This window comes from Micromonospora sp. WMMB482 (genome assembly GCF_019038635.1).
GTDB classification, from domain to species: domain Bacteria; phylum Actinomycetota; class Actinomycetes; order Mycobacteriales; family Micromonosporaceae; genus Micromonospora; species Micromonospora marina.
In genome coordinates this window covers 1,134,256-1,156,414 of the sequence record NZ_JAHOPD010000020.1, presented here as the reverse complement: position 1 = coordinate 1,156,414, position 22,159 = coordinate 1,134,256, and the positions used below count along the sequence as shown (strand labels likewise).

Annotated in this window: 19 protein-coding genes and 1 pseudogene; 16 read left to right on the top strand and 4 right to left on the bottom strand. The window is 74.4% G+C overall.

Annotated elements, in window-relative coordinates:
• Positions 1 to 165 precede the first annotated feature (165 nt).
• From KSK32_RS06250 to KSK32_RS06210, 9 genes are all read left to right on the top strand, one after another.
• Complete coding sequence (locus tag KSK32_RS06250) at positions 166 to 942, top strand: GNAT family N-acetyltransferase (RefSeq protein ID WP_216929402.1); 777 nt, start codon at positions 166 to 168, stop codon at positions 940 to 942.
• A complete protein-coding gene (locus KSK32_RS06245) occupies positions 939 to 1,961 on the top strand; it encodes a 1-acyl-sn-glycerol-3-phosphate acyltransferase (protein ID WP_289256501.1) in 1,023 nt (340 codons plus the stop codon). The genes KSK32_RS06250 and KSK32_RS06245 overlap by 4 nt, the downstream gene beginning before the upstream one ends.
• Before the next feature lie 137 nt (positions 1,962 to 2,098).
• Complete coding sequence (locus KSK32_RS06240) at positions 2,099 to 2,929, top strand: DUF4097 family beta strand repeat-containing protein (RefSeq protein ID WP_216929400.1); 831 nt, start codon at positions 2,099 to 2,101, stop codon at positions 2,927 to 2,929.
• A complete protein-coding gene (locus KSK32_RS06235) occupies positions 2,926 to 3,546 on the top strand; it encodes a PadR family transcriptional regulator (protein WP_216929399.1) in 621 nt (206 codons plus the stop codon). Before KSK32_RS06240 ends, KSK32_RS06235 begins: the two co-directional genes overlap by 4 nt.
• 64 nt (positions 3,547 to 3,610) lie before the next feature.
• Positions 3,611 to 4,312: a response regulator transcription factor gene (locus KSK32_RS06230; protein WP_116508402.1), complete on the top strand. Its 702-nt coding sequence runs from the start codon at positions 3,611 to 3,613 to the stop codon at positions 4,310 to 4,312.
• Positions 4,309 to 5,865 carry a cell wall metabolism sensor histidine kinase WalK gene (locus KSK32_RS06225; RefSeq protein WP_216929397.1) on the top strand — a complete coding sequence of 519 codons (1,557 nt, stop codon included), beginning with the start codon at positions 4,309 to 4,311 and terminating at the stop codon, positions 5,863 to 5,865. Before KSK32_RS06230 ends, KSK32_RS06225 begins: the two co-directional genes overlap by 4 nt.
• A gap of 62 nt (positions 5,866 to 5,927) precedes the next feature.
• A complete protein-coding gene (locus tag KSK32_RS06220; protein WP_216929395.1) occupies positions 5,928 to 7,457 on the top strand; it encodes a S1C family serine protease in 1,530 nt (509 codons plus the stop codon).
• Between the two features lie 136 nt (positions 7,458 to 7,593).
• Positions 7,594 to 8,265 (top strand): BON domain-containing protein, encoded by a 672-nt coding sequence (locus KSK32_RS06215; protein ID WP_216929393.1) that lies wholly within the window; start codon positions 7,594 to 7,596, stop codon positions 8,263 to 8,265.
• A gap of 80 nt (positions 8,266 to 8,345) precedes the next feature.
• The gene (locus KSK32_RS06210) at positions 8,346 to 9,458 is read left to right on the top strand and encodes a glycosyltransferase family 4 protein (protein WP_374226742.1); all 1,113 of its coding nucleotides are present in this window, start codon (positions 8,346 to 8,348) and stop codon (positions 9,456 to 9,458) included.
• A gap of 4 nt (positions 9,459 to 9,462) precedes the next feature.
• Here KSK32_RS06210 and KSK32_RS06205 read toward each other — a convergent pair whose 3' ends face one another.
• Positions 9,463 to 10,950: a serine/threonine-protein kinase gene (locus KSK32_RS06205; protein WP_216929390.1), complete on the bottom strand. Its 1,488-nt coding sequence runs from the start codon at positions 10,948 to 10,950 to the stop codon at positions 9,463 to 9,465.
• Between the two features lie 151 nt (positions 10,951 to 11,101).
• Here KSK32_RS06205 and KSK32_RS06200 point away from each other — a divergent pair, with 151 nt between their 5' ends.
• The 5 genes from KSK32_RS06200 to KSK32_RS06180 all read left to right on the top strand — a co-directional run bounded on the left by KSK32_RS06200 (position 11,102) and on the right by KSK32_RS06180 (position 17,618).
• Entirely contained in the window at positions 11,102 to 11,935 is an 834-nt protein-coding gene (locus tag KSK32_RS06200) for a patatin-like phospholipase family protein (protein WP_216929388.1), read from the top strand.
• Positions 11,936 to 12,961 carry a 1-acyl-sn-glycerol-3-phosphate acyltransferase gene (locus KSK32_RS06195; RefSeq protein WP_216929386.1) on the top strand — a complete coding sequence of 342 codons (1,026 nt, stop codon included), beginning with the start codon at positions 11,936 to 11,938 and terminating at the stop codon, positions 12,959 to 12,961.
• A 55-nt stretch (positions 12,962 to 13,016) separates the two neighbouring features.
• A complete protein-coding gene (cutA, locus tag KSK32_RS06190) occupies positions 13,017 to 13,337 on the top strand; it encodes a divalent-cation tolerance protein CutA (RefSeq protein ID WP_013288324.1) in 321 nt (106 codons plus the stop codon).
• A gap of 47 nt (positions 13,338 to 13,384) precedes the next feature.
• Positions 13,385 to 16,774: an SCO7613 C-terminal domain-containing membrane protein gene (locus KSK32_RS34345; RefSeq protein ID WP_216929378.1), complete on the top strand. Its 3,390-nt coding sequence runs from the start codon at positions 13,385 to 13,387 to the stop codon at positions 16,772 to 16,774.
• Between the two features lie 493 nt (positions 16,775 to 17,267).
• Positions 17,268 to 17,618 (top strand): hypothetical protein, encoded by a 351-nt coding sequence (locus KSK32_RS06180; RefSeq protein WP_289256114.1) that lies wholly within the window; start codon positions 17,268 to 17,270, stop codon positions 17,616 to 17,618.
• Positions 17,619 to 18,133: 515 nt separating this feature from the next.
• On the opposite strand, the gene KSK32_RS33215 is transcribed toward KSK32_RS06180, so the two are convergent.
• The gene (locus KSK32_RS33215; RefSeq protein ID WP_289256637.1) at positions 18,134 to 18,226 is read right to left on the bottom strand and encodes an SDR family oxidoreductase; all 93 of its coding nucleotides are present in this window, start codon (positions 18,224 to 18,226) and stop codon (positions 18,134 to 18,136) included.
• A gap of 131 nt (positions 18,227 to 18,357) precedes the next feature.
• Positions 18,358 to 18,480 (bottom strand): annotated as a pseudogene (locus tag KSK32_RS33210) (SDR family NAD(P)-dependent oxidoreductase); the annotation flags it as partial.
• 396 nt (positions 18,481 to 18,876) lie between these two features.
• Here KSK32_RS33210 and KSK32_RS06170 point away from each other — a divergent pair.
• Positions 18,877 to 19,929, top strand: coding sequence for an acyl-CoA desaturase (locus KSK32_RS06170; RefSeq protein WP_216929375.1), 1,053 nt, complete (start codon positions 18,877 to 18,879; stop codon positions 19,927 to 19,929).
• Between the two features lie 47 nt (positions 19,930 to 19,976).
• On the opposite strand, the gene KSK32_RS06165 is transcribed toward KSK32_RS06170, so the two are convergent.
• The gene (locus tag KSK32_RS06165; protein ID WP_216929374.1) at positions 19,977 to 20,741 is read right to left on the bottom strand and encodes a hypothetical protein; all 765 of its coding nucleotides are present in this window, start codon (positions 20,739 to 20,741) and stop codon (positions 19,977 to 19,979) included.
• 219 nt (positions 20,742 to 20,960) lie between these two features.
• Between KSK32_RS06165 and KSK32_RS06160 the strand changes: the two genes are divergently transcribed.
• The gene (locus KSK32_RS06160; protein ID WP_216929372.1) at positions 20,961 to 22,109 is read left to right on the top strand and encodes an FHA domain-containing protein; all 1,149 of its coding nucleotides are present in this window, start codon (positions 20,961 to 20,963) and stop codon (positions 22,107 to 22,109) included.
• Positions 22,110 to 22,159: the final 50 nt, after the last annotated feature.

Genomic DNA, 22,159 nt, shown 5'->3' with positions numbered 1-22,159 from the left:
CGGGTTCCCCTCCGCCTGCGCCGTCGCGGGCGGTCCGCCCGGCAGCCTCGCACACGGCGGTCCCGTCCCGGCCGTCCCGGTTCGCACGCCGCCGCCGACCGGCGTTCACCGGATCGACACCCCTCATCCCGTCCGGTGGCAACCCGGGGCACCTACACAGGAGTCATGGCCGTTCTGCACGCCGCTGGCGCACCGCTCACGACCAGCGGTTACACCCTGCTGATCGCCGACGACCCGACACTGGTCGCGGCCGCGCAACACCTGCGCCACGAGGTGTTCGCCGGCGAACTCGGCGCCACCCTGCCGACCGCCGCCACCGGGCTCGACACCGACGGGTTCGACGCGTACTGCGACCACCTGGTGGTGCTGCACGAGGGGACCGGGGAGGTCGTCGGCACGTACCGGCTGCTGCCGCCCGGCCGCACCGACCGCCGGTACGCCGACTCCGAGTTCGACCTGGGCCCGCTGGCCCCGCTCCGCGACGACCTGGTCGAGGCGGGCCGCTCCTGCGTCCACCCGGATCACCGCACCGGCGCCGTGATCAACCTCATGTGGGCCGGGATCTGCCGCTATCTGCACCTGCGTGGCGCCCGTTGGCTCGGTGGCTGCGCCTCGGTGCCGGTCGCCGACGGCGGGACCGCCGCCGCGCAGGTGTGGGCCGAGGTCACCGCTCGGCACCTCGCCCCGCCGCTGCTGCGGGTCATCCCGCGCCGGCCCTGGTTCGCCGAGGCGCCCGCCGCCGACCTCGCCGCGCTCACCCCGGCGCAACGCCGGGCGCTCGTGCCGCCGCTGCTGCGCGGCTACCTGCGGCTGGGCGCCTGGGTGGCCGGCGAGCCCGCGTACGATCCGGACTTCGGCTGCGCCGACTTCTACGTGTTGTTCTCGCTGGACCGGATGAACCCGCGTTACCTGCGGCACTTCCTCGGCGGGGCCGGGTCGTGACCGCCGCTGTCCCCGGGCTCGGCGCGGACCCGCGCGCGGGCGTCGACGGGGCGGGCCTGTGGCGGCCCGCCTCGGGGTGCGGACCGGACTGTCTTCCGGCGCCGGCTGCCCCGGACGTGTCGTGGCTGCGCCGGGCCGGGCGGCTGCTCGGCGTACTCGGGCTGCTGCTGGCCGGGACGGGCCTGGCCGCGCTGCTGCCGGTGCTGCCCGCCGCCCGGGGCCGGGCCGCGCTGCGCGGCTGGGCACTGTGGACGCTGCGTACCCTCGGGGTGCGGCTGCTGGTCCGCGGCCGGGCGCCGCGCGGGCGCGCGCTGCTGGTCGCCAACCACCTCTCCTGGCTGGACATCCTGGCGGTGCTCGCCGTGTCGCCGGCCCGGATGGTGGCGAAGCGCGAGGTCCGGCGCTGGCCGCTGGTGGGCGCTCTGGCCGCTGCGGCGGGCACCGTCTTCGTGGACCGGTCCCGGCCGCGTGATCTGCCGGGCACCGTCGCGTCGGTGGCCGACGCGCTGCGGTCCGGGCGGTCGGTGGCGGTGTTCCCGGAGGGGACGACCTGGTGCGGCGCCGCGGCGGACTGCCGCCCGGCCCGCGGCTTCCGCCCGGCGATGTTCGAGGCCGCCGTGGCGGCGGGCGCGCCAGTGGTGCCGTTGAGCCTCGGCTACCGGTACGCGGGCGACCCGAGCACGCTGCCCGCCTTCCTCGGGGAGGAGACGCTGTGGGCTTCGGTTCGCCGGGTGCTCGCCGCCCGGGATCTGACCGTGACGGTGAGGGTGAGCGCCGCGCTGCACCCGGCGCCCGGTGCGGACCGGAGGGCGCTGGCCCGGATCGCCGAGGCCGCGATCCACCCGTCCGCACCCGTCCGGTCGCGCGCCCGTCGTCCCGCGCTCGCCACTCCGCCCGCGCCCGTCGCCGCGTCCGGTGGCGCTCCCGTGTCCGTCGCGGCTGCGCCTGTGTCAGTGGCCCGCTCCGGGTCCGTGACGGGTGCCCGGTCCGCCGCACCGGGGCTCGATCTCGCAGCCTGACCGGTCTGTGGGGCGATCAGGTCGTCGGCGACGCGACATAATCGCGATAGTGTCTTGTTCAGTCGCGATGTATCGCGTTATGCTCCTCGCAACACTTGGCGGGCCGTCGATCGGCACGCCGACGAGGGGAGCGTGTCATGGCCAGTTGGACGGTGGAGAACCCGCAGCGCATCACGCTGGACGAGCCGATCACGCGGCTCGACGCCGAGCTGATCAGCGGCCGGCTCAACGTGGTCGGCGCGGACGGTCCGGCCCGGGTCGACGTGACCCGGATCAGCGACCGGCCGCTCCTCGTCGAGGTGCGCGACGGGCGGCTGACGATCCGGCACAAGCGCAAGCCCGGCTGGCTCGGCCTCTTCTCCTGGTTCGGCAACCGGATCCGGGCCGAGGTGTCGGTCGCGGTCCCGCCGGACGTGCTCGCCACCCTGTCGGTGGTCAGCGGCGCGCTCGTCGCCTCCGGGCTGCGCCGGGAGACCCGGGTGGACGTCACCTCCGGGCAGGTCACGCTGCGCGGGCTGCGGGGGCGCACCAGCGCGAAGGTCGCCTCGGGGCCGGTCGAGGCGCTCGGCATCGGCGGCGACCTGGAGCTGGAGACGGTCTCAGGTGAGCTGGTCCTCGCCGACAGCGCGCCCGAGCGGGTCCGCGCCCACGCCGTCTCCGGCTCGATCACCTGCGACCTGGACAACCCGAGCGGCAGCGAGATCCGGCTGAGCGCCATCTCCGGCAGCATCACCGTGCGGGTCCGCGAGGACAGTGACCTCACCGTGCACCTGCACACCACCGCGGGCCGGATCACCAGCGGCTTCCCGCAGGTGGGCGGCGGTCAGCGCGGGCTGGGCTCGATCAGGGACAGTCACGGCGTGCTCGGCGGGGGTACGGGTAGGCTCTGGGCCTCCGCGACCTCCGGCAGCATCGCGCTGCTCGCCCGCCCGGTCGCGCCCGCCGACCATGTGGAGGACGTGCCGTGACCGCCGTGTTCAGCCACGGCCGGCTCCGGCTCTACCTGCTGAAGCTGCTCGACGACGGCCCGAAGCACGGCTACGAGCTGATCCGTCTGCTGGAGGAGCGCTTCCTCGGCCTGTACGCGCCCAGCGCCGGCACCATCTACCCGCGGCTGCAGCGGCTGGAGGCGGAAGGGCTGGTCACGCACACCGCCGCCGGCGGGCGCAAGGTCTACGAGATCACCGAGGCGGGCCGCGCCGAACTGCGGCAGCGCGCCGACGAGCTGTCGACGCTGGAGAGCGACATCGGCGCCGCCGTAGAGGATCTCTCCGCGCTGGCCGGGGAGATCCGCACCGAGGTACGCGGATCGGTGCGCGACCTGAAGCGCGAGCTGCGCGAGGTGGCCCGGCAGACCCGGCAGGGCGGCTGGACGGCGTCCGCCACCACCCGGCCCGCGGACGGCGGGGGACCGGCCCGCCCGGACGAGTCGCCGCTGCTCGCCGACTTCGACCAGCGGCTCGCCGCGTTCACCGTCGAGGTCGGGGCGCTGGTCCGGGCCCGGCGGCTCAGCGACAACCAGCTCCGTACCGCGATCCGGCTGCTCGACGGCGCGCTGGAGGGGCTGCGGCGGCTGCTCCGCTGATCTCACAGGTTGTTTCCAGGCGGCACCCAGCGCGGTGGCAGCCGGAGCGCGGATGATGGGTGCCATGGCGGCTACCCAGACCGAGGCCCGGCTTCTCGTCGTCGAGGATGATCCCAACATCCTCGAACTGCTCTCCGCGAGCCTGCGCTTCGCGGGCTTCGACGTGGCCACCGCGACCAGCGGCAGCGCCGCCCTGAACGCCGCCAAGGACCACCGGCCCGACCTGGTGGTGCTCGACGTGATGCTGCCCGACCTGGACGGCTTCGAGGTCATCCGGATGCTGCGCGAGGGCGGTACGCGTACCCCGGTGGTGTTCCTGACCGCGCGCGACGCCACCGACGACAAGATCCGCGGGCTCACCCTGGGCGGCGACGACTACGTCACCAAGCCGTTCAGCCTGGAGGAGCTGACCGCCCGGATCCGGGCCGTGCTGCGGCGTACCGCGACCGGCGAGCAGGTTCCGTCCCGCCTCACCTTCGCCGACCTGGAGCTGGACGAGGAGACCCACGAGGTGCACCGGGCCGGGCAGCGGGTGCAGCTGTCGCCGACCGAGTTCAAGCTGCTGCGCTACCTGATGCTCAACGCCAACCGGGTGCTCAGCAAGGCGCAGATCCTCGACCACGTCTGGAACTACGACTTCCGCGGTGACGACAACATCGTCGAGTCCTACATCTCCTACCTGCGGCGCAAGGTCGACAACACCCAGCCCCGGCTGATCCACACGCTCCGGGGAGTGGGTTACGTGCTCCGCAAGCCGGCGGCGTGAACGTCGTCCACGACGCGAAGGGCAGGCTGCGCAGCGTCCCGCTCCGGCTGAAGCTGGTCGCCGCGGTCCTCGCGCTCGTGGCCGCGGCGCTGGTGGTGATCAGCGGCCTGACGGCGTTCCTGCTGCGCAACTATCTGATCGGGCAGGCCGACGACCAGCTCCGCGGCGGCGCGCTCACGGTGGCCAACACGCTCGACCGGGCAGACGGGCCGATCAAGGTCACCATCCCGTCGGACTACGTGGCGTCCATGGTGGCGCCCGGCCAGCCGCCGGAGGGACCGCCGGCGGCCTATGAGGGCCTGCGTAACGAGGAACTGCCCCGGTTCCCCGCCGACTACGCCGGCTACCGGGAGCGGGTCGGCGACCCGTTCACCGTGCGCTCCGAGGACGGCCGGAGCCGGTGGCGGATGCTCTACGCCGATCTACCCGACGGGCGGATCATCGCGTTCGGCCAGCACCTCACCGGCGTCGACTCCGCCGTCCGGCAGCTGGTCTGGATCGACCTGCTGGTCGGCGGCGCGGTGCTGATCTCGCTGGCGTCGGTGGGCGCCGGGATCGTCCGTACCAGCCTGAAGCCGCTCGTGGAGATCGAGCGTACGGCGGCGGCCATCGCCGGCGGTGACCTGACCCGGCGGGTGCCCGACCCGGAGATGGGGCGGCCGTGCCCCACCTCGGAGCTGGGCCGCCTGTCCCGGGCGCTGAACGCCATGCTCGCGCAGATCGAGGCCGCGTTCACCGCGCGGGCCGCCTCCGAGGCGGCGGCGCGCAACGCCGAGATGGGCGCCCGGGACGCCGCCGCGTACGCGCAGGCGTCGGAGGCGCGGGCCCGCCGGTCCGAGGAGCGGATGCGGCAGTTCATCGCCGACGCCTCGCACGAGCTGCGCACGCCGCTGACCACCATCCGGGGCTTCGCCGAGCTGTACCGGCAGGGCGCGGTGCGGGCGCCGGAGCAGACCGCCGACCTGCTGCGCCGCATCGAGGACGAGGCGTCCCGGATGGGGCTGCTCGTGGAGGATCTGCTGCTGCTGGCACGGATGGACCGGGAGCGGCCGATCGCGTTGAGCCCGGTCGAGCTGCCGGTGCTGGCGTCGGACGCGGTCGAGGCGGCCCGGGTGGTCGACCCGGACCGGCGGATCGAGCTGGAGCGGCAGCCGGACGCCGGCCCGCTGGTCGTGCTCGGCGACGACGCCCGGCTGCGCCAGGTGATCGGCAACCTGATGACGAACGCGCTCACCCACACCCCGCCGGACGCGGCGGTGACGCTGCGGCTGCGGGCGGAGGCGGGCAACATCGCCGTGGTGGAGGTGGCGGACACCGGCCCCGGGCTCACGCCGGAGCAGGCCGAGCGGGTCTTCGAGCGGTTCTACCGGGTGGACGCCGCGCGTACCCGCCGAGCCGGTGGGCCGATCAGCACCGGCCTCGGCCTGGCCATCGTGGCCGCGCTCGTCGCCGCGCACCACGGCAGCGTCGAGGTGGCTGAGACACCGGGTGGCGGGGCGACGTTCCGGGTGAGGCTGCCGCTGTTGCCCGAGGCGCTCGAGCCGGGCGAGTGACGTTCAGAAAACTTCCAGGCCGATTCCAGGCTGGTGACAGTGCGACGGGGAAAGCTGGTGACATGACCGACCACGAGACCGATCCGCAGCGGTCGCCGGCCCCCGCCGACGCCGAGCCGTCGCACCACACCGCCGAGCTGCCCCGCGTCGAGAGCGGGACGTCGGACTCCTCCAGCACCCCGGCCGCGGCGTCGGTTCCGGCCGACTCCCCGGCCGCCGGAACCAGCACGCCCGCCGGGAACACGCACCCGGCGGAGAGCGCCGGGAACACCGCGCCCACCGGGCCGTACCCGCCGCAGCCGGCGACGCCGCCGTACCCGGCCTCGGGGCAGCCGCAGCAACTCCACCCCTGGTACGGGCAGCAGCAGCACCAGCAGGGCGGCTGGAACCAGCCGGCCGCCACCGGATACCCGTCCACGCAGCACGGCGCAACGCGGCACGGTGGACCGGTGCCGTCGTACCAGGCGCAGCCGTACCAGACGCAGCAGGGCTACCAGTCGTACCAGCCCGGGCAGCCGATGCCGCAGTGGGGCCCGCAGCAGCCGCCGCGCCCCAGCCGGGCCGGGAAGTTCGTCGGCGCGGGCGCGCTGGCACTGGCGCTGATGTTCGGCTCCGGCGTCGCAGGTGGCGCGCTCGCCCTCGCGCTCGACGGGGACGGTCCCACCCGCACCTACTCGGCCGCCCCGGTGATCAACAGCGCGGACCTGCCCAAGATCGCGGCATCCGTCCAGGACAGCATCGTCACGATCATGACGGGCAGCGGTGAGGGATCCGGGGTGATCCTCAGTGCCGACGGGTTCGTGCTGACCAACAACCACGTGGTCGCCGGCGCCGGCGGCGACACCGTCCGGGTGGTCTTCGCCGACGGCAAGAGCGCGTCGGCCAGGATCGTCGGGACCGACCCGAAGACCGACCTCGCCGTCGTCCAGGCCAGCGGCGTCAGCGACCTCAAGGCGGCGAAGTTCGGCGACAGCGACGCCATGCAGGTCGGTGACCAGGTGCTCGCCCTGGGCAGCCCCCTCGGCCTCCAGGGTTCGGTCACCGCCGGCATCCTCAGCGCCCGGGACCGCACCATCCAGGCGGGCAGCGGCCAGCAGAACCCGCAGCAGGGCGCCAGCTCGATCTCCGGCCTGCTCCAGACCGACGCACCGATCAACCCGGGCAACTCCGGCGGCGCGCTCGTCAACACCCGCGGCGAGGTGATCGGCATCAACACCGCCATCGCGACCGCCGGGCAGGGCAGCGCCGGAAACATCGGCGTCGGCTTCGCCATCCCGAGCAACAAGGCCAAGGACGTGGCCGGGAAGCTCCAGCGCGGCGAGAAGATCAGCCACCCCTCGCTCGGGGTGAGCGTGAACGGCGCCGAGGACGGCGGCGCGCTCGTCGCCGCCGTCACGCCCGGCAGCCCCGCCGAGAAGGCCGGACTCCAGCGCGGCGACGTGATCACCAAGTTCGGCGACAAGGTGATCAACGACTCGAACGACCTGGTCGGCGCCGTGCAGGCCGGCAAGGTCGGTGACCGGGTCGAGGTGCAGTACAAGCGGAACGGATCCACCGAGAACGCAACCGTGACGCTCGCCGAGACGTCATAGTCCCGAGGACCTGCCTCCCTCCTGGGCGGCGGGTGACGGAGCCAAGGGGGTTGGCTCCGTCACCCGCCGCCCCTCCTCGTTTCTCACCCGGTGCGGGTGAGCCCGCGTCACCCGCACCGGCGGCAGGCTCGGGTTCATGACCACCACGTCCGCCGTGCGTACCGACCCGGAGATCCAGCGCGACGTCCTCGCCGAACTGGACTGGGACGCGCAGACCCGCGCCAGCGAGGTCGGCGTGACGGTCTCGCGGGGCGTCGTCACGCTCACCGGCCAGGTGGACAGCTACGCCCGGCGGTGGGCCGTCGAGCGCTGCGCCCACCGGGTACGCGGCGTCCGGGCGGTCGCCAGTGACCTGGCCGTCGACCTGCCCGCCACGGACCGGCGTACCGACGCCGACATCGCGATCGCGGCGAGCCGGGCGCTGGAGTGGGACAGCTTCGTGCCCGCCGAGCGGCTGGACGTGACTGTCGCCGACGGCTGGGTGATGCTCCGGGGCGAGGTCGAGTTCGGCTTCCAGCGCCGTACCGCCGAGCGGGAACTGCGCCGGCTGCGCGGCGTACGCGGGGTGACGAACCTCGTCGAGGTGCGGCCCCCGACCCCGCCGAGTGACGAGCAGAAGCGGCTCGACCTGCGCCGCCTGCTGCTGCGACGCACCGGAACCGAGCGGATCGACGCCCGGGTCGACGGCGACACGGTGGTGCTCGACGGCGTTGTGAGCGCCTGGTGGCAGCGGGAGGACGCGGAACGGGCCGCCTGGGCGCTGCCCGGCGTACGGGAGGTACACGTCGGGGTCGTGGTGTCCGGCTGACCGGCCGTCGTTTACCGCAGGCCGGGCCGGGAACCCGCGCGCGGGGGTACGCCGGGGATCGACGGGGAGGACTCGTGGCCGTGAACCAGCAGTCGCCGGAGCGTGCCCGGGCCGGGCCGCTGCGGATCGCCATGGTGGTGCCTCCGTGGCTGTCGGTGCCACCGCCCGGCTACGGCGGGCTGGAGACAGTGGTGGCGGGCCTCGTCGACGCGCTCGTCGACCGGGGGCACCGCGTCACGTTGTTCGGCGCCGGGACCGAGCACGGCACCGCCGCCGACTTCGTCTCCACCTGTGACGACCTCCAGTACGAGCGGATGAGCGAGTCGCTGCCCGAACTGGCGCACCTGGCCCACGTGGACCGCCTGGTCGACCCGGCCGGCTTCGACCTGATCCACGACCACACCACGATCGGCCCGTTGGTGGCCGGTCGCCGCCGGGTGCCCACGGTGGCCACCGTGCACGGCAACCCGGTCGGTGAGTACGGCACGGTGCTCGGCAACACCGACCGGGGGGTGGGGCTGGTCGCGATCTCCCACGCCCAGCGCCGCGCGAACCCGGGGCTGCCCTGGACCGGCACGGTGCACAACGCGATGCCGCTGCGGGACATCCCGCGCAAGCGCATCCCGGGTGCGGGCCCGGTGCTCTGGCTGGCCCGGTTCAGCCCGGACAAGGGCCCGGACGTGGCGATCGCGGCCTGCCGGGCGGCCGGGCTGCCGCTCACGCTCGCGGGCAAGTGCAACGAGCCGGCCGAGCGCCACTACCTGGAGCAGGTGGTCCGACCGCTGCTCGGCGACGACGTGACCCCCGTGGTGAACGCCGACCGGGCGACAGTGCTGCGGCTGCTGCTGGACGCCCGCTGCCTGATCATGCCGATCCAGTGGGCGGAGCCGTTCGGCATGGTGATGGTGGAGGCGATGGCGACGGGTACGCCGGTGGTGGCGCTGGGCCGGGGCGCGGTGCCGGAGCTGGTCCGCGACGGGGTCACCGGTTTCGTCTGCGACCACCCGGGCGAGCTGCCGGCGGCGTTGCGGGCGGCGGCGGACCTGGACCCGGCGGACTGCGTGGCGCACGTGGCGGAGAACTTCTCGGTGGAGCGGATGGCCGCCGACTACGAGGCCGTGTACCGGGGCTTCCTGGCCGCGCGGCCGTCCACACCGGCGCCCCGGGCGGTCGCGCCGGCCGTCGCCGGATGAGCCGTCAGGTCTGCCCGGCCACGAGTTCCGCCGCGGCGGCGTCGAGCCGCTGCGCGTACCCGGGGCTGATGCTGCCCTCGCGGCGACGCTCGTCGATCTTGCCGCGGAGCCGGTCCACGGCGGCCGTCACCTCGCCCTCACCGCTCGCGGCGACCGCGTTGCGCAGCAGGTTGCGCAGGTCCACCCCGACGTCCTCGCGGATCTGGCCCTCGGTCAGCCCGGCGTCGATCAGCCCGTCCACCCGTTCGGCGGCGTCGGCCTGACCGGCGGCCGGCGGGCGGGCGCCGCCGGTCGGCGGCGGAGTCACCGGCCCGGCGGGTGGCGTGGTGGCCGGCTCCCCGGTCACCGGTGGTTCGGCGGGCGACGGCTGCGCCGGCCCGGCGGTCGGCAGCACCCGGGGACCGGCCGGCCGGTCCGGCGTCAGCGCGGGCGCCAGCAGCGCCGCCGCGGCGACCACCGTCACGCCGGCGGCCGCCAGCGTGAGGATCCGGCGCCGGGGCGGCGCGGCAGCAGTGGTCTGCGCCGCCTCCGGGTTCGCCTCCGGGTTCGCCGCCGGGTTCGCCGCCGGGCCGGCCGGCGGAGCCGGGTCGGCCGGGGGCGGAGAGGTCAGCGCGGGCAGCGTCATGGTCGGCGCCAGCATGGTCGCCGCCTGCGGGTCGGCGGGCAGCAGCTGGTCGCGCAGCACGGCGGCCACCCGGTGCGCGGTGGGCCGGCGGCGCGGGTCGCGGGCCAGGCAGCGCAGGCAGATGTCCGCTACCGGTCCGGGTAGTCCCGGTACGTCGTCCAGTGCGGGCTCCGGGCAGTCCGCCAGCGCGGCGCTCAGTTGCTCCCAGGTCTCCGCCGGGTACGGCGGCTGCCCGGTCAGCGTCTCGAACAGCAGCACGCCGAGCGAGTACACGTCGGTGGCCGGCTGGGCGGGCGCGCCGTCGAGCCGTTCCGGGGCCACGTACGCCGGGGTGCCGAACGTCCCGCCGTCCTCGTCGTCGTCCGGCGCGCCGACCCGGGTGGCGATGCCGAAGTCGAGCACCTTCGCACCGGTGCCGGTCATCATCACGTTGGCCGGGGTCACGTCGCGGTGCACGATGCCGAGCCGATGTGCCGCGGCCAGCGCCTCGGCCACCTGCGCGCCGGTCTCCACCGCCTCCGGCCACGGCAGCGGCCCCTGGGTCAGCAGGTGTTCCAGTTCCTCGCCGCTGAGCAGTTCCATCACCACGAACGAGGTGATGGAGCCGTCCGGGGCCACCGTCTCGCCGTAGTCGTGCACGGCGGTGACGTGCGGATGGTCGAGCTGGGCGGCCGAACGGGCCTCCTCGCGCACCATGTCGCGGAACCGCGCGTCGGCGGCGAGCGAGGGGGCGAGCACCTTCACCGCCACCACCCGGTCGAGCACCTCGTCGCGGGCACGCCAGATCACCGACATGCCACCGGCACCGATCCGGTCGATGAGCCGGTATCGCCGAGCCAGCAGACGGCCGGCCTGGAGTGTCGCCATCAGCTCGCACCTGCCTGCGCTCGGGAGCGCTATCAGGTTGCGGGAATGTGTCTGACCTGTCAACAGTCGTCCCGTTGACGACCGCGCCGGGTCAGGATCCGGTCGGGGCGGCCACCGGGCCGGGTGTCGGCCGCGTGCCAGGATGAACGGCATGGCAGCGGGTCCGGTGGCGTTCGTGCTCGGCGGCGGGGGAGTGCTCGGCGCGGTCGAGGTGGGCATGCTGCGTGCCCTGTTCCGCGCCCGGATCACACCCGACATGGTGCTGGGCACGTCGATCGGCGCGGTCAACGGCGCCCTGGTCGCCGCCGACCCGACCGAGGCGGTCACCGACCGGCTGGTCCGGCTCTGGGCCTCACCCGAGGCCAGCGAGGTGTACGGCGACTCGGTCGCCCGGCAGCTGCGCCGGTTCGCCGCCCGTACCCACCTGCACTCGCCCCGTCCGCTGTACCGCCTGCTGGAGAGCGCGCTGGGCGAGGACACCACGTTCGCCGACCTGGCCGTGCCGTTCCGCTGCTGCGCCGCGAACATCGAGCGCGCCGCCGAGCACTGGTTCCACACCGGACCGCTGGTGCCGGCGGTGCTCGCCTCCGCCTCGGTGCCGGGGCTGCTGCCGCCGGCCCGGATCGACGGCCAGCACTACATCGACGGCGGGGTGGTCAACTCGATCCCGGTCGGCGAGGCGGTGCTGCTCGGCGCGAAGCAGATCTTCGTGCTCCAGGTGGGCCGGATCGAACGCGAGCTGAGCCCGCCGCGCCGCCCCTGGGAGATCGCCCAGGTGGCGTTCGAGATCGCGCGCCGGCACCGGTTCGCCCGGGAGATGGCGGCACTGCCCGAGGACGTCGAGGTGCACGTGCTGCCCACCGGCGGGCTGGAGCCGCGTGACGACAGCCCGTGGGCGTACCGGGACACGGCGGCGGTGGGACGGCGGATCAGCCGGGCGTACACTGCCTCCCGCCGATATCTGGACACCGCGCTGGAGCGCTGAATGCCGCTGCCGCCCCGCTGGCTACGCCGGCTGGTGCTCGCCCCTGGAATGGTGCTGCTGGCCTTCTTCGTGGTGACCACGCTGCCGGCCTGGGCGCTGCTGGCGCTCGCCGCGTCCCCGCTGGTGCCGGGACGGCTGCGTCCGCTGCGGCTGCTCTGGATCGGCGCCGTCTACCTGGTCTGGGACGCCGCCGCGCTGCTCGCCCTGTTCCTGCTCTGGCTCGCCTCGGGCTTCGGCGCGTACAAGCGCGCGCCGGCCTTCCAGCGGGCCCACTACGTCCTGGCCGGCTGGTTCCTGCGGATCATGTTCTGGCAGGCCCGGTGGACGCTGCGGCTGAGCATCGACGTGGTCGGCACCGACCCGGACACCGCCCTGCCGGGCCGTCCCGAACTCGTGGTCTGCCGGCACGCCGGGCCCGGCGACTCGTTCATCCTGATCCACGCGCTGGTGAACTGGTTCAAGCGGGAACCCCGGATCGTGCTCAAGGAGACGCTCCAGTGGGATCCGGCCATCGACGTGCTGCTCAACCGGTTGCCCAACCGGTTCATCGCGGCCGGGCCGGACGGCCGTGGGTCGGTGGTGCGGCAGATCGGGCACCTGGCCACCGGCCTGGACGACGACGACGCCTTCGTGATCTTCCCGGAGGGCGGCAACTTCACCCCGTTGCGGCGGCTGCGCGCGATCGACCGGCTGCGGTCGCTCGGGCTGGAACGGATGGCGCGGCGCGCCGAGCGGATGCGGCACGTGCTCGCCCCGCAGCCGGGCGGGCTGCTCGCCGCGCTCGACGCCGCGCCGGACGCCGGGGTGATCTTCGTGGCGCACACCGGCCTGGACCAGATGCTCACCGTCTCTGACGTGTGGCGCGAGCTGCCGATGGACAAGCGGATCGCGATGCGGTTCTGGTCGGTGCCGCCGGAGGAGATCCCGGCCGGCGAGCAGGAACGCATCGACTGGTTGTTCGACTGGTGGGCCCGCATCGACACCTGGATCGCGGCCAACCGCAACGGCGCGGCCGACGACGTCTGAGCGAATCGCCGCGCGTGTTCAGCGCGGCTTCAGGTCCGCCGCGTAGGGTGCGCTGGTGGACCAGATCTGCGTGGTGACGACTGTGGTGGACGCCCGCGGGGTCGCGGACGTGCTGGCGGCCGCGGCCGTCGCCGGTCGGCTCGCGGCCTGCGCCCAGGTCGGTGGCCCGGTGGACAGCACCTACTGGTGGCAGTCGGCGATCCAGACCACCGCCGAGTGGCAGGTGCGGTTCAAGACCGCGCCGGACCGGGTGGACGCCCTCGTCGACCAGCTCCGCGCCAACCACCCGTACGAGGTGCCGGAGATCCTGGTCAGCCGGGAGGACAGCGGCAACCCCGGCTACACCGCCTGGGTACACGAGCAGACCCGGCCCTAGGTACTCCTACTCTGTCCGTCCGCCCCGCCGCTGACGAAGCTGGCGGGGTGGAGAACACCGGCTACCCCTGCCCCGGCTGCGGCGCCCCGGCCGACCTCGTCGCCGGATGCCGCGCCTGCGGCCGTCCGCCCTACCCGCCCGCCGCCGAGGTGGTCCGGCTGGACCGGGAGATCACCGGGCTGGTACCGCGCGTCGAGGCGGCGCGGCTCGCGTACCAGGATCTGTCCGGCCACCTGGTCACGGCCCGGCAGCGCCGGGCGGCGCTGGCCGCCCGGATCCGACAGGAGATCCCCGCGCCGCGCGCCGCCGGTCCCGCGCCGCTCCCGGCGCCGACGCCGCCGCGCCCGGTTCCGGTTCCACCCACCCCCGCGGTACGCCCCGGCGGCGCGGAGGCCTCCACCCGCGCGGTCCAGGGTCTGCTGTTCGTCCTCGGCGGACTGCTGCTCGGCACCGCCGCCGTGGTGTTCACCGCCGTCGCGTGGGCCACGTTCGGGGTGGCCGGCCGGGCGCTGATCCTGTTCGCCGTCACCGCACTGGCCCTGGTCGCGCCGCTCGTCGCCCGGGCTCGCGGCCTGCGCGGCACCGCCGAGACGCTCGCCTCGGTGGCGCTGCTCCTGGTGGTCCTGGACGGGTACGCCGCCTGGTCGGTGGACCTGGCCGGGGTGAGCGGCCTGCCCGGCAGCCGGTACGCGGCGCTGGTGACGGCGATCGGTGCCGCGGTGGCGGCCGGGTACGGCCTGGTCAGCCGCCTCACCGCACCCTGGTTCGCGGCGTGGCTGCTCGCGCAGCCGGTGCTGCCGCTGGCCGCCGCCGCGTTCCGGCCCACTGCCACCGGCTGGGCGCTGGTGCTGACCGTCGTGGCGCTCGGCGACCTCGCGGTGGTGGTCGCGTTGCGCCGCCGTACCTCCGGCACGCGCGCGGCGCTGGTGGCCGGGCAGGTGCTGGGCTGGACCGGGCACGGCGTGGCGCTGGTCCTGGCGGCCGCCTGCGCGCTGGTGCCGCTGGCGCTCGGCCGCGCGGCGGGCACGCCGCTGCTGGCCGGCGGCCCGCTGCTGGTGGTGACGCTGGCGCTGGTCGCCGGCGCGCTCGCCGCCGGTGGCCGCCTCTGGCGCGCGACGGCCGCCGGGCTGCTGGTGCCGGTGCTCGCGGTCGCGCTGGTCCGGCCGGTCGGCGAGCTGCGCCCCGGTCTGCTGCTGCTCGCCGCCGGCCTGGTGGTGGCGGCGCTCGCCGGTGCGGTCCGGGCGCTGCCGGCGCCGGTCCGGACCGGTCCGCTCGTGGGCGCGCTCGCCGTGGCCGCCGCGCTGGGTCAGGTCGCGATCGTGCTCACCGGCCTGGTCGGCGCGGCCACCGCGAGTGCCGGGTTCCCGGCCTGGCAGGGCGGCCGGGACGTGCCGGTTCCGTCCTGGGGCTGGCAGCTCCCGGTGGCTCTGCTGCTGACCGCCGGGGCGGTCGCGCTGCTGACGCCCCGGGCCGTCCGGCCGCTCACCGCTGTGTCGGCGGCCGGGCTGGTCGCCCTCGCGGCGCCGGCCGTGACGGCCACGCCGTGGCCGCTGGTGCTGGTCGTGGACCTCGCGACGGCCGCCGCGCTGCTGCTGGCGGCGGTGGCCCGGCGGCGCGGGGGACAGCTCGTCGTGCCGGTCGCCGCGTCGGCCGGGGCGGTGCTGCTCGGGCACGCGCTGCTGGTCGGCTGCGCCGCCCCGGCCGGTGCCGTCGCCGTGCTCGCCGTCACCGCGGTGCTCGGTGCGGCGCTCGCCACGCTGGGCCGCCGTGGACAGGGCGCGCAGCCGGTCGTCGGCGGCGTTGCGCTCGCGGTGGCGCTGCTCGCCGTCCCGGCGGGCGTGGGGGTCGCGCTGTTCGGCCTCGGCGCGCCGGCCTGGTGGCAGCTGCGCGGCGCGACCACCGCCGTCGTGGTGCCGGTCGTCGCCGTCCTCGCCGTCCGTCGTCTGTGGACCGACCTGAGCGGGTACGCCTCGACGGGGCTCGCCCTGGCGCTCGCCGGTGTCGGTCTCGGGCCGCTCGTCGCGCCGGGCGGGGAACCGGTGGCGCTGTACGCCGCGGTGGGGGTGCTGCTGGCGCTCGCCGCCGGGGCCGGCTCCCGGCCGGCGGTCGCGCTGCGCGCAGTAGGTGCCGCGCTGGCCGTCCTGGCGCTGCTCGCAGTCGCGCCGGTGGTGCTGACGGTGCTCGTGGACCTGCCGGTGCAGCCGTGGTCCGGGGTGCCGGCTGCCGGGGAAGCCTCCGCCGCGACGGCCCGCGCCGGGCTGGTGCTGCTGCTCCTGGGCGCCGCCGCCGGAGCGTACGCCGCGACGGATCGCCGCGTCGCGTGGTGGCTCGCCGCACTGCCGTTCGGCGCGGTCGCGCTGCCGGTGCTGGCGACGGCGGCCGGTGCTCCGTGGCCGGTGGGGCCGGCTGTCGCGTTCGGCGTCGGGCTGGCCGCGCTGCTGGTCGCCGCGCTCACCGGTGCGCGCCCGGCGGTACTCGTGCCGCTGGGGGCGGTGCTGGCCGTACCGGGGTTCGGTGGCCTGCTCGCCACCCGGGCGGGGACGCTCGCCGCGCTCGGCGCGCTGGTGGTGGCCGGTGCCGTCACCGGGGCGGCCGGGCGGGCGGCGGCGGTCCGGATCGCGGGGTGGCCGGGCGCGGTCGCGGCTGCCACCGGGTTCGCGGTCACCGCGTCGCTGGCGGCGGGGCTGCCGCTGCGTACCGCGGCGTTCGCCGCCCTGGCCGTCGCGGCGGTGACGCTGCACGCGGCGCCGCTGCTGCGCGTCGCACGGCCCGCCGGATCCCGGTGGGCGCTGGAGGCGGCGGCGCAGGCGGTGGCGCTGCTCGCGCTGCTGCTCACCGGCGGCTCGCTGCGGTACGCGGCGGCGGTCTGCGTGCTGTGGGGCGTGGCCGTCGCGGTCCGGGTGCCGCGCCGGAACGAGTCGCCGGCCGGGCGTCGCGTGCTGGCCGGGGTGGCCGCGGGCAGCGAGCTGGTCGGCGGCTGGTTGCTGCTCGCGGCGGGCGGGGTGGTGGTGCTGGAGGCGTACACGCTGCCGGCGGCGGCGCTCGCCCTGGGCGCCGGGCTGCTGGCGCTGCGGCGCCGGTCCGGGCTGACCAGTTGGCCGGCGCTCGGCCCGGGTCTCGCCGCGGCGTTCCTGCCGAGTCTCGTGTCGGTGCTGGTCTCCGGTGAGCCGCAGCCGTGGCGGCGGCTGGCGCTCGGCGCGGCGGCGCTCGCCGTGGTGCTCGGCGGGGCGGCCCGGCGCTGGCAGGCGCCGGTGGTGCTGGGCGCGGCCACGCTGGTGCCGCTGGCGCTGCACGAGCTGGCCCGGGGCTGGGACCTGCTGCCCCGCTGGATCTTCCTGGGCCTCGGCGGGCTGCTGCTGATCGGGCTGGCCGCCACCTACGAGCGGCGCCGGCGCGATCTGGTCCGGCTGCGCGACGCGGTCGCCCGGCTCGGCTGAAACCCCTTCACCCATGGTGGTGAGAGGGTCGCACCGCGTCAAAATTGATCGACGGCAGTTATTGCTCGAAGACATCGAAGGTGATTAGATTCCTACCGGCACCCACGGGGGGCGCTGAACCGACTCGATCACAGAGCTTGGTCGCGGTGTCGGCACACGCATGCGCGTGCGCGGATTCTTCTTCGCGGCAGTACGAACGGCACGTCACGTGCCGGGATTCGTCACGCCCTTTTCGCGCGCTCCGCATGGAGGACAACGCATGCGTCAACGTCATGCCCGCCGTCTGCTCGCGGCGGTGATCGGTGCCGTCCGCCATCGTCGGGGACGTTTACAAGTTCAAGTCGGAGGGCGGTGCTGTGCCGAGGGCGGGGTCGCCAGGTTTCGCGGGGCCCCTGCAGCGGAATGTCGACGTAGGCGGGGCCAAGATTGGCTACCGGGTGTCCCAATCGCCGGACGGCGCCTTCCGGGTAGCTACTTACTGGAACAATAGTTGGTGAGGGAAGAGATGGCGGTTCCCGATCTGATCGGCGTTGCCGAAAACCTGATCCAGGCTACTGATGATGCCGATGGTCAGCGTATGCCTGTCGCGGCGCGCGAGTACATCGAGCGGGTGACCTTTGCGACGAGTGACGAGATAATGGCGATGTTGCGAAAGGTGCTCGAGGACGACTGGATGGCGCTGGCCCCATGGGCTCGCAACTTGGCATACCGTCTTGCTTGTCTCCAGAGGCCGGACGATCCTCAGCTCTTGCGCGAGGCGGCGGCGGATCTACTCTCATTCGGCCCTGACTGGGACGAACACGCGGAACGACTCAGGGCGCAGGCAGATGAAGTAACGAAATAGGGCTTGTCGCGGCGGGGTGGTCTGTTTTCGGCAGGCCGTCCCGCCGCTTGCCCGCGCGGGCAAGCGGCGGCCGATCGACCGCGCCCGACTCGATGCGATCCGAACTCGCCTTCCCGAGCCGGCAGGTCGACCATGTCGGCGTTCGCTGTCCTGCGAACGCCCATATCCCTCTCATCGAAGGGCGAAGGCCGGTCGCCGTGGAGCCAGCCATGAGTGAGGTCCGATTTCCCGACTTGAGGAACGAGATAGTCCGGGCCGTCGAAGCCTTGGCAGACCCGGCTTATCAGTGGTCGGCATGGGTCCGAAGGGAACTGCCACCCGGTGGATACGACGAGTTCACCCATCGCATCCATATCCTTCACGGCGACACGCTAGTCCTTCAGGACGTTGTCCAGCTTCGACGGATAGCGCGTAGCCAGGAGAGTTCGCCGTGGCTCGCGTGCCGGACGGCGTTCGAGTGAGACGCCACCCGGCTTCCGCGACCGGGAACCGGGCCCGGACGACACCCGTGTGCCTCACCTGATCGGCGAACCACCGTCGACCGGGATGGTGTGGCCGTGGATGAAGGAAGCGTCGTCGCTGGCGAGGAAGCAGACCGCGCGGGCGATCTCGTGCGGCTCGCCGTACCGGCGGCGGGCGCCTGCATGGTCAGGTCGTAGAACGGGAAGTCGCTGGTGATCTCCGCGCCCTCGAAGGCGGCGGTCTTGATCACGCCGGGGCCGATGCCGACCGCGCGGATGCCCTGGTGGCCGTAGTCGTAGGCGATCTGCTCGGCGAGCCCGATCACGCCGTGCTTGGCGCTGGTGTACTCCGCGCCGACCTCGCTGGCGACCACGCCGGACGCCGACGACACGTTGATCATGACGCCCTTGCCGCGCTCCAGCATGTGCGGCAGCGTGGCCTTCGTGGCGAGGAAGGCGTCGCCGCCGGCTTCCTTGACGCGGGTGACCGTCGCCTCGGCGCATCCACGCACCGCGCTGTCTCCCGTCTGTCGATGACCGTGCGGCCTGCACCCTGTCCGTTCGGATGAGCAGCCCTCGTATATACGTACAGATTAGCTGGTCAGAGGGGGTGCATCCACCGGCGAGAAGGCACGCTGCCGTGTGATGAGGATCGTTTGCGCCGCTTCCGCCCGGAGGGGTAGGGGCAGCACCACCCCCGAGCCGGGGGTCTGCGGGATTACCCAGGGCGACGATCATTGCCAGAATCGGTGACGTAGAGTCGCGTACGGAGCGTGGCTCGCGGCATCGGGGGCGACATGACTACTTCCACGTCGACGGAACCCGCGGCACGGCGGGGCAGCGACTACGCACGGCTGTCCCGCCGGATCGCCGAGGCGGGACTGCTCGAGCGGCGGCCCGGCCGGTACGCGCTCCGGATCGCGCTCACGCTCGGCGCGTTCCTGGCCGGCTGGGTCGTGGTGGCGCTCGTCGGTGACTCGTGGTGGCAGGTGCCGCTGGCGGTGGTGATGGCGGTGGCGACCACACAGGTGGCGTTCCTCGGCCACGACGCCGGGCACCGGCAGATGTTCCGTCGGCGCGGGCCGAGCGAGGCGGCCGGACTGGTCGCCGGCAACCTGGCGGTCGGGCTCAGCTACGGCTGGTGGGTCGACAAGCACAACCGGCACCACGCCAACCCGAACCACACCGACGAGGACCCGGACGTCGGCGCGGGCGCGCTGGTGTGGACGTACGAGCAGGCGACTGCGACGCGCGGCCTGAGCCGGTGGATGGCCCGCCGCCAGGCGTGGCTGTTCTTCCCGCTGCTCCTGCTGGAAGGACTGGCGCTGCACGTGGCGAGCGTGCAGGCGCTCATCGGCCGGGAACCGGACGGGCGGTGGCGGGTGCCGATGCGGCATCGGGTCGTGGAGGCGCTGCTGCTCGCCGCGCACGCCGCCGGCTACCTCGGCCTGCTGTTCGCGGTCATGTCCCCGGGCAAGGCGCTGCTGTTCGTGGCCGTGCACCAGGGGCTGTGGGGGCTCTACATGGGCTGCTCGTTCGCCCCGAACCACAAGGGCATGCCGATGCCGACCGCCGACGACGAGCTGGACTACCTGCGCAAGCAGGTGCTGACCTCGCGCAACGTACGCGGCGGCCGGCTCGTCGACCTGGCGCTGGGCGGGCTCAACTACCAGATCGAGCACCACCTGTTCCCGAACATGCCGCGCGCCAACCTGCGCCGTGCCCGGCCGCTGGTCATGGCGTACTGCGCCGAGCAGGGCGTCCCGTACGCGGAGACCGGGCTGTTCGAGTCGTACCGGCAGGCGCTGGCGCACCTGCACGACGTGGGCCGCCCGCTGCGCGCGGCCTGAACGGCGGGAGCCGGGCGGGGCGAGTGGACGCCCCGCCCGGCGCCGGGTCAGATCGGAGTGCCGGAGAAGGCCGCGGCGATCGCGGCGGGCGCCTCCTCCACCGCGCCGGGCGCGGGCGGGCTCAGCCGCACCGACGTGCCGAAGTCGGAGTAGGTGACAGACATCTCGCCGAGCGACGCGTCGATCGGAGTCATGTCCATCTCGAACGTGCTGAGGCGCCCCTGCTCGTCCAGCGTCGCGGTGAACGGTAGCGCCTTCGCCTTGTCGCCCGCCGCCGTGAGCGCCTTCCCGGTGGCGCCGCTGCGCGTGTAGTCGAGCGTCCCGGCGTACGAGCGGTCACCCGAGCTGCGGACGTCGACCACTGCGGCGAGCAGCTTCTTCACCCCGCCCGGGTCGTCCACCGGCATCACGCCGTCGCCGGTGTCCATGCGCAGCCACTTCCGGGAACCGCCGAGCTGCTCGCCCAGCTCGCCGTCGAACTTGACCCAGGTGTCGGCGCCGATGACCAGCATGCGCACCTCACCGAAGGCGGCCATCGTCAGGGTGGTCTGCATGGTGCGGGCCCGCGGATCGGTCACACCGTGCGCGGTGAGCATGGCCGAGTCCAGCTTGACCCGCAGCGTCTGCTCGTTGAGCTTCTCGATGGCGGCGGTCAGTTCGTCACGCGGCGTGGTCGCCGGGCTCGCGGAACCCGTAGCGGCGGCCCGTTCGGCCGGCGCGTCCGTGCCGGGCCGGTCGCCGCATCCGGTCAGACCGAGGCCGAGCACCGCGACGAGCGCGACCCCCGTGGTCGCCAGCCGTCGTTTCGTCATCAGTGATGTTCCTCCGCGAAAGGGGCCCCACCGGGGCCGGACGATCAATGTAGCGGCACCCGCCCGACGCCGTGCTCCCGTTTTCCGGGATGCGCGGCGGCGCCGCCGACGAGGGTGGCCGGTAGGGTCGTCGCATGGTGGAGGGCGTGCCGCGGTGGTGGCGCGCGGCGCGGCGGGTCCAACGGCCGCGTCAGGGACGACATCGTGCGGAGCTGCGGCATGAGATTCGAGATCAGCAAGGTGCTCGACGCCATCGAGGGGCGGGTCTGCACCGACCCGTCGCTGGCCCGGGCCGTGGTCGACCTGGCCGAGGTCATCCGCTGGCAGAACCTGGACGGCGGGCGTCCGGCCAGCCTGCTGCGGCTCGGCATGGTGATCGACGCGCTGTCCCGGCAGATCGGCGAGGACAGCGTCCCGGTCTACGCGATCGTGCACCGGGCGCTGCTGTCCGACGCCGACCTGACGTCCAACGAGCGGATGGTGGTGCGCCGGTGGGCCGACGACGGCCTGGTGGAGGTGCTCGACCAGCCCGGTGACCGGATGCTGGAGGTGGCCGACCTGCTCGGCCTGCCGGTGCTCACCCGGGCGCGGCTGGACGGCCTCGTCGGGCGGTACCCGTGGATCGGGCAGGCGGGCCGGGCGCTCGCCCCGGTGCCCGGCGCCGGCGGGCCGGTCTTCATCGCGCACGTCGGCGGCGGCCAGGACCCGGCCACCGGCAGCCGATCGCCGGCCGGGGTCAAGGTGCTCTCCCGGAAGTGGCGCTGCCCCGAGCCGGGCTGCGCGCTGTTCGGCGGCGGTGGGGGCGGCGGCGCCTTCGCCGACCTGGCCGCCGTGGACCGGGTGCCGGCCGAGCAGCCGCCGCCCACCCTGCGTACCGGCGCGCCGACCTGCCCCCGGCACGGCGCGCGGCTCTCCGACGCCGGCCCACGCCCGCGTACGGCTGTGCTCGCCGTGCGCATCGGCGGCCTGGTCCGCAAGCGGTTCGTGCTCACCGAGACCGAACCGGTGGCGATCGGCCGGGCGCCGGACGGCCCGGGCGCGGTGACGCTCGGCCAGTGGCTCAACGACGAGGCACGGCGCTGGATCAGCCGCAGCCACATCCGCCTGGAGCTGCGGGCGGGCGAGGTGGTGGCCACCGACACCAGCACCAACGGCTCCGGTGTACGTCCCGGCGGCTCGATGGCGGAGCACGAGCGGATCGCGCTGGCGCCGCAGCAGTCCCGGGTGCTCGCCGGGGGCGACCTGATCGAGCTGTACCCGGGCGTGCAGGTGGGCCGCGCCGACGACATGAGCAGCGACGCGAAGTACACCCCGAACTCGGTGATGGCCGAGGCGCCGACCATGGCGATGCGACTGCCGCGTCAGTGACGGGCATGTGCGAAGGCGCCGGGACCGTCGCGGTCCCGGCGCCTTCTCGC

Bases quoted from the DNA above. Each gene is read 5' to 3' on its own strand.
- KSK32_RS06215 (WP_216929393.1), top strand. From the start codon at position 7,594: ATGACCACCACGTCCGCCGTGCGTACCGACCCGGAGATCCAGCGCGAC.
- KSK32_RS06195 (WP_216929386.1), top strand. From the start codon at position 11,936: ATGCCGCTGCCGCCCCGCTGGCTACGCCGGCTGGTGCTCGCCCCTGGA.
- KSK32_RS06250 (WP_216929402.1), top strand. From the start codon at position 166: ATGGCCGTTCTGCACGCCGCTGGCGCACCGCTCACGACCAGCGGTTAC.
- KSK32_RS06230 (WP_116508402.1), top strand. From the start codon at position 3,611: ATGGCGGCTACCCAGACCGAGGCCCGGCTTCTCGTCGTCGAGGATGAT.
- KSK32_RS06220 (WP_216929395.1), top strand. From the start codon at position 5,928: ATGACCGACCACGAGACCGATCCGCAGCGGTCGCCGGCCCCCGCCGAC.
- KSK32_RS06205 (WP_216929390.1), bottom strand. From the start codon at position 10,950: ATGGCGACACTCCAGGCCGGCCGTCTGCTGGCTCGGCGATACCGGCTC.
- KSK32_RS06170 (WP_216929375.1), top strand. From the start codon at position 18,877: ATGACTACTTCCACGTCGACGGAACCCGCGGCACGGCGGGGCAGCGAC.
- KSK32_RS06200 (WP_216929388.1), top strand. From the start codon at position 11,102: ATGGCAGCGGGTCCGGTGGCGTTCGTGCTCGGCGGCGGGGGAGTGCTC.
- KSK32_RS06240 (WP_216929400.1), top strand. From the start codon at position 2,099: ATGGCCAGTTGGACGGTGGAGAACCCGCAGCGCATCACGCTGGACGAG.
- KSK32_RS06165 (WP_216929374.1), bottom strand. From the start codon at position 20,741: ATGACGAAACGACGGCTGGCGACCACGGGGGTCGCGCTCGTCGCGGTG.
- KSK32_RS06160 (WP_216929372.1), top strand. From the start codon at position 20,961: ATGAGATTCGAGATCAGCAAGGTGCTCGACGCCATCGAGGGGCGGGTC.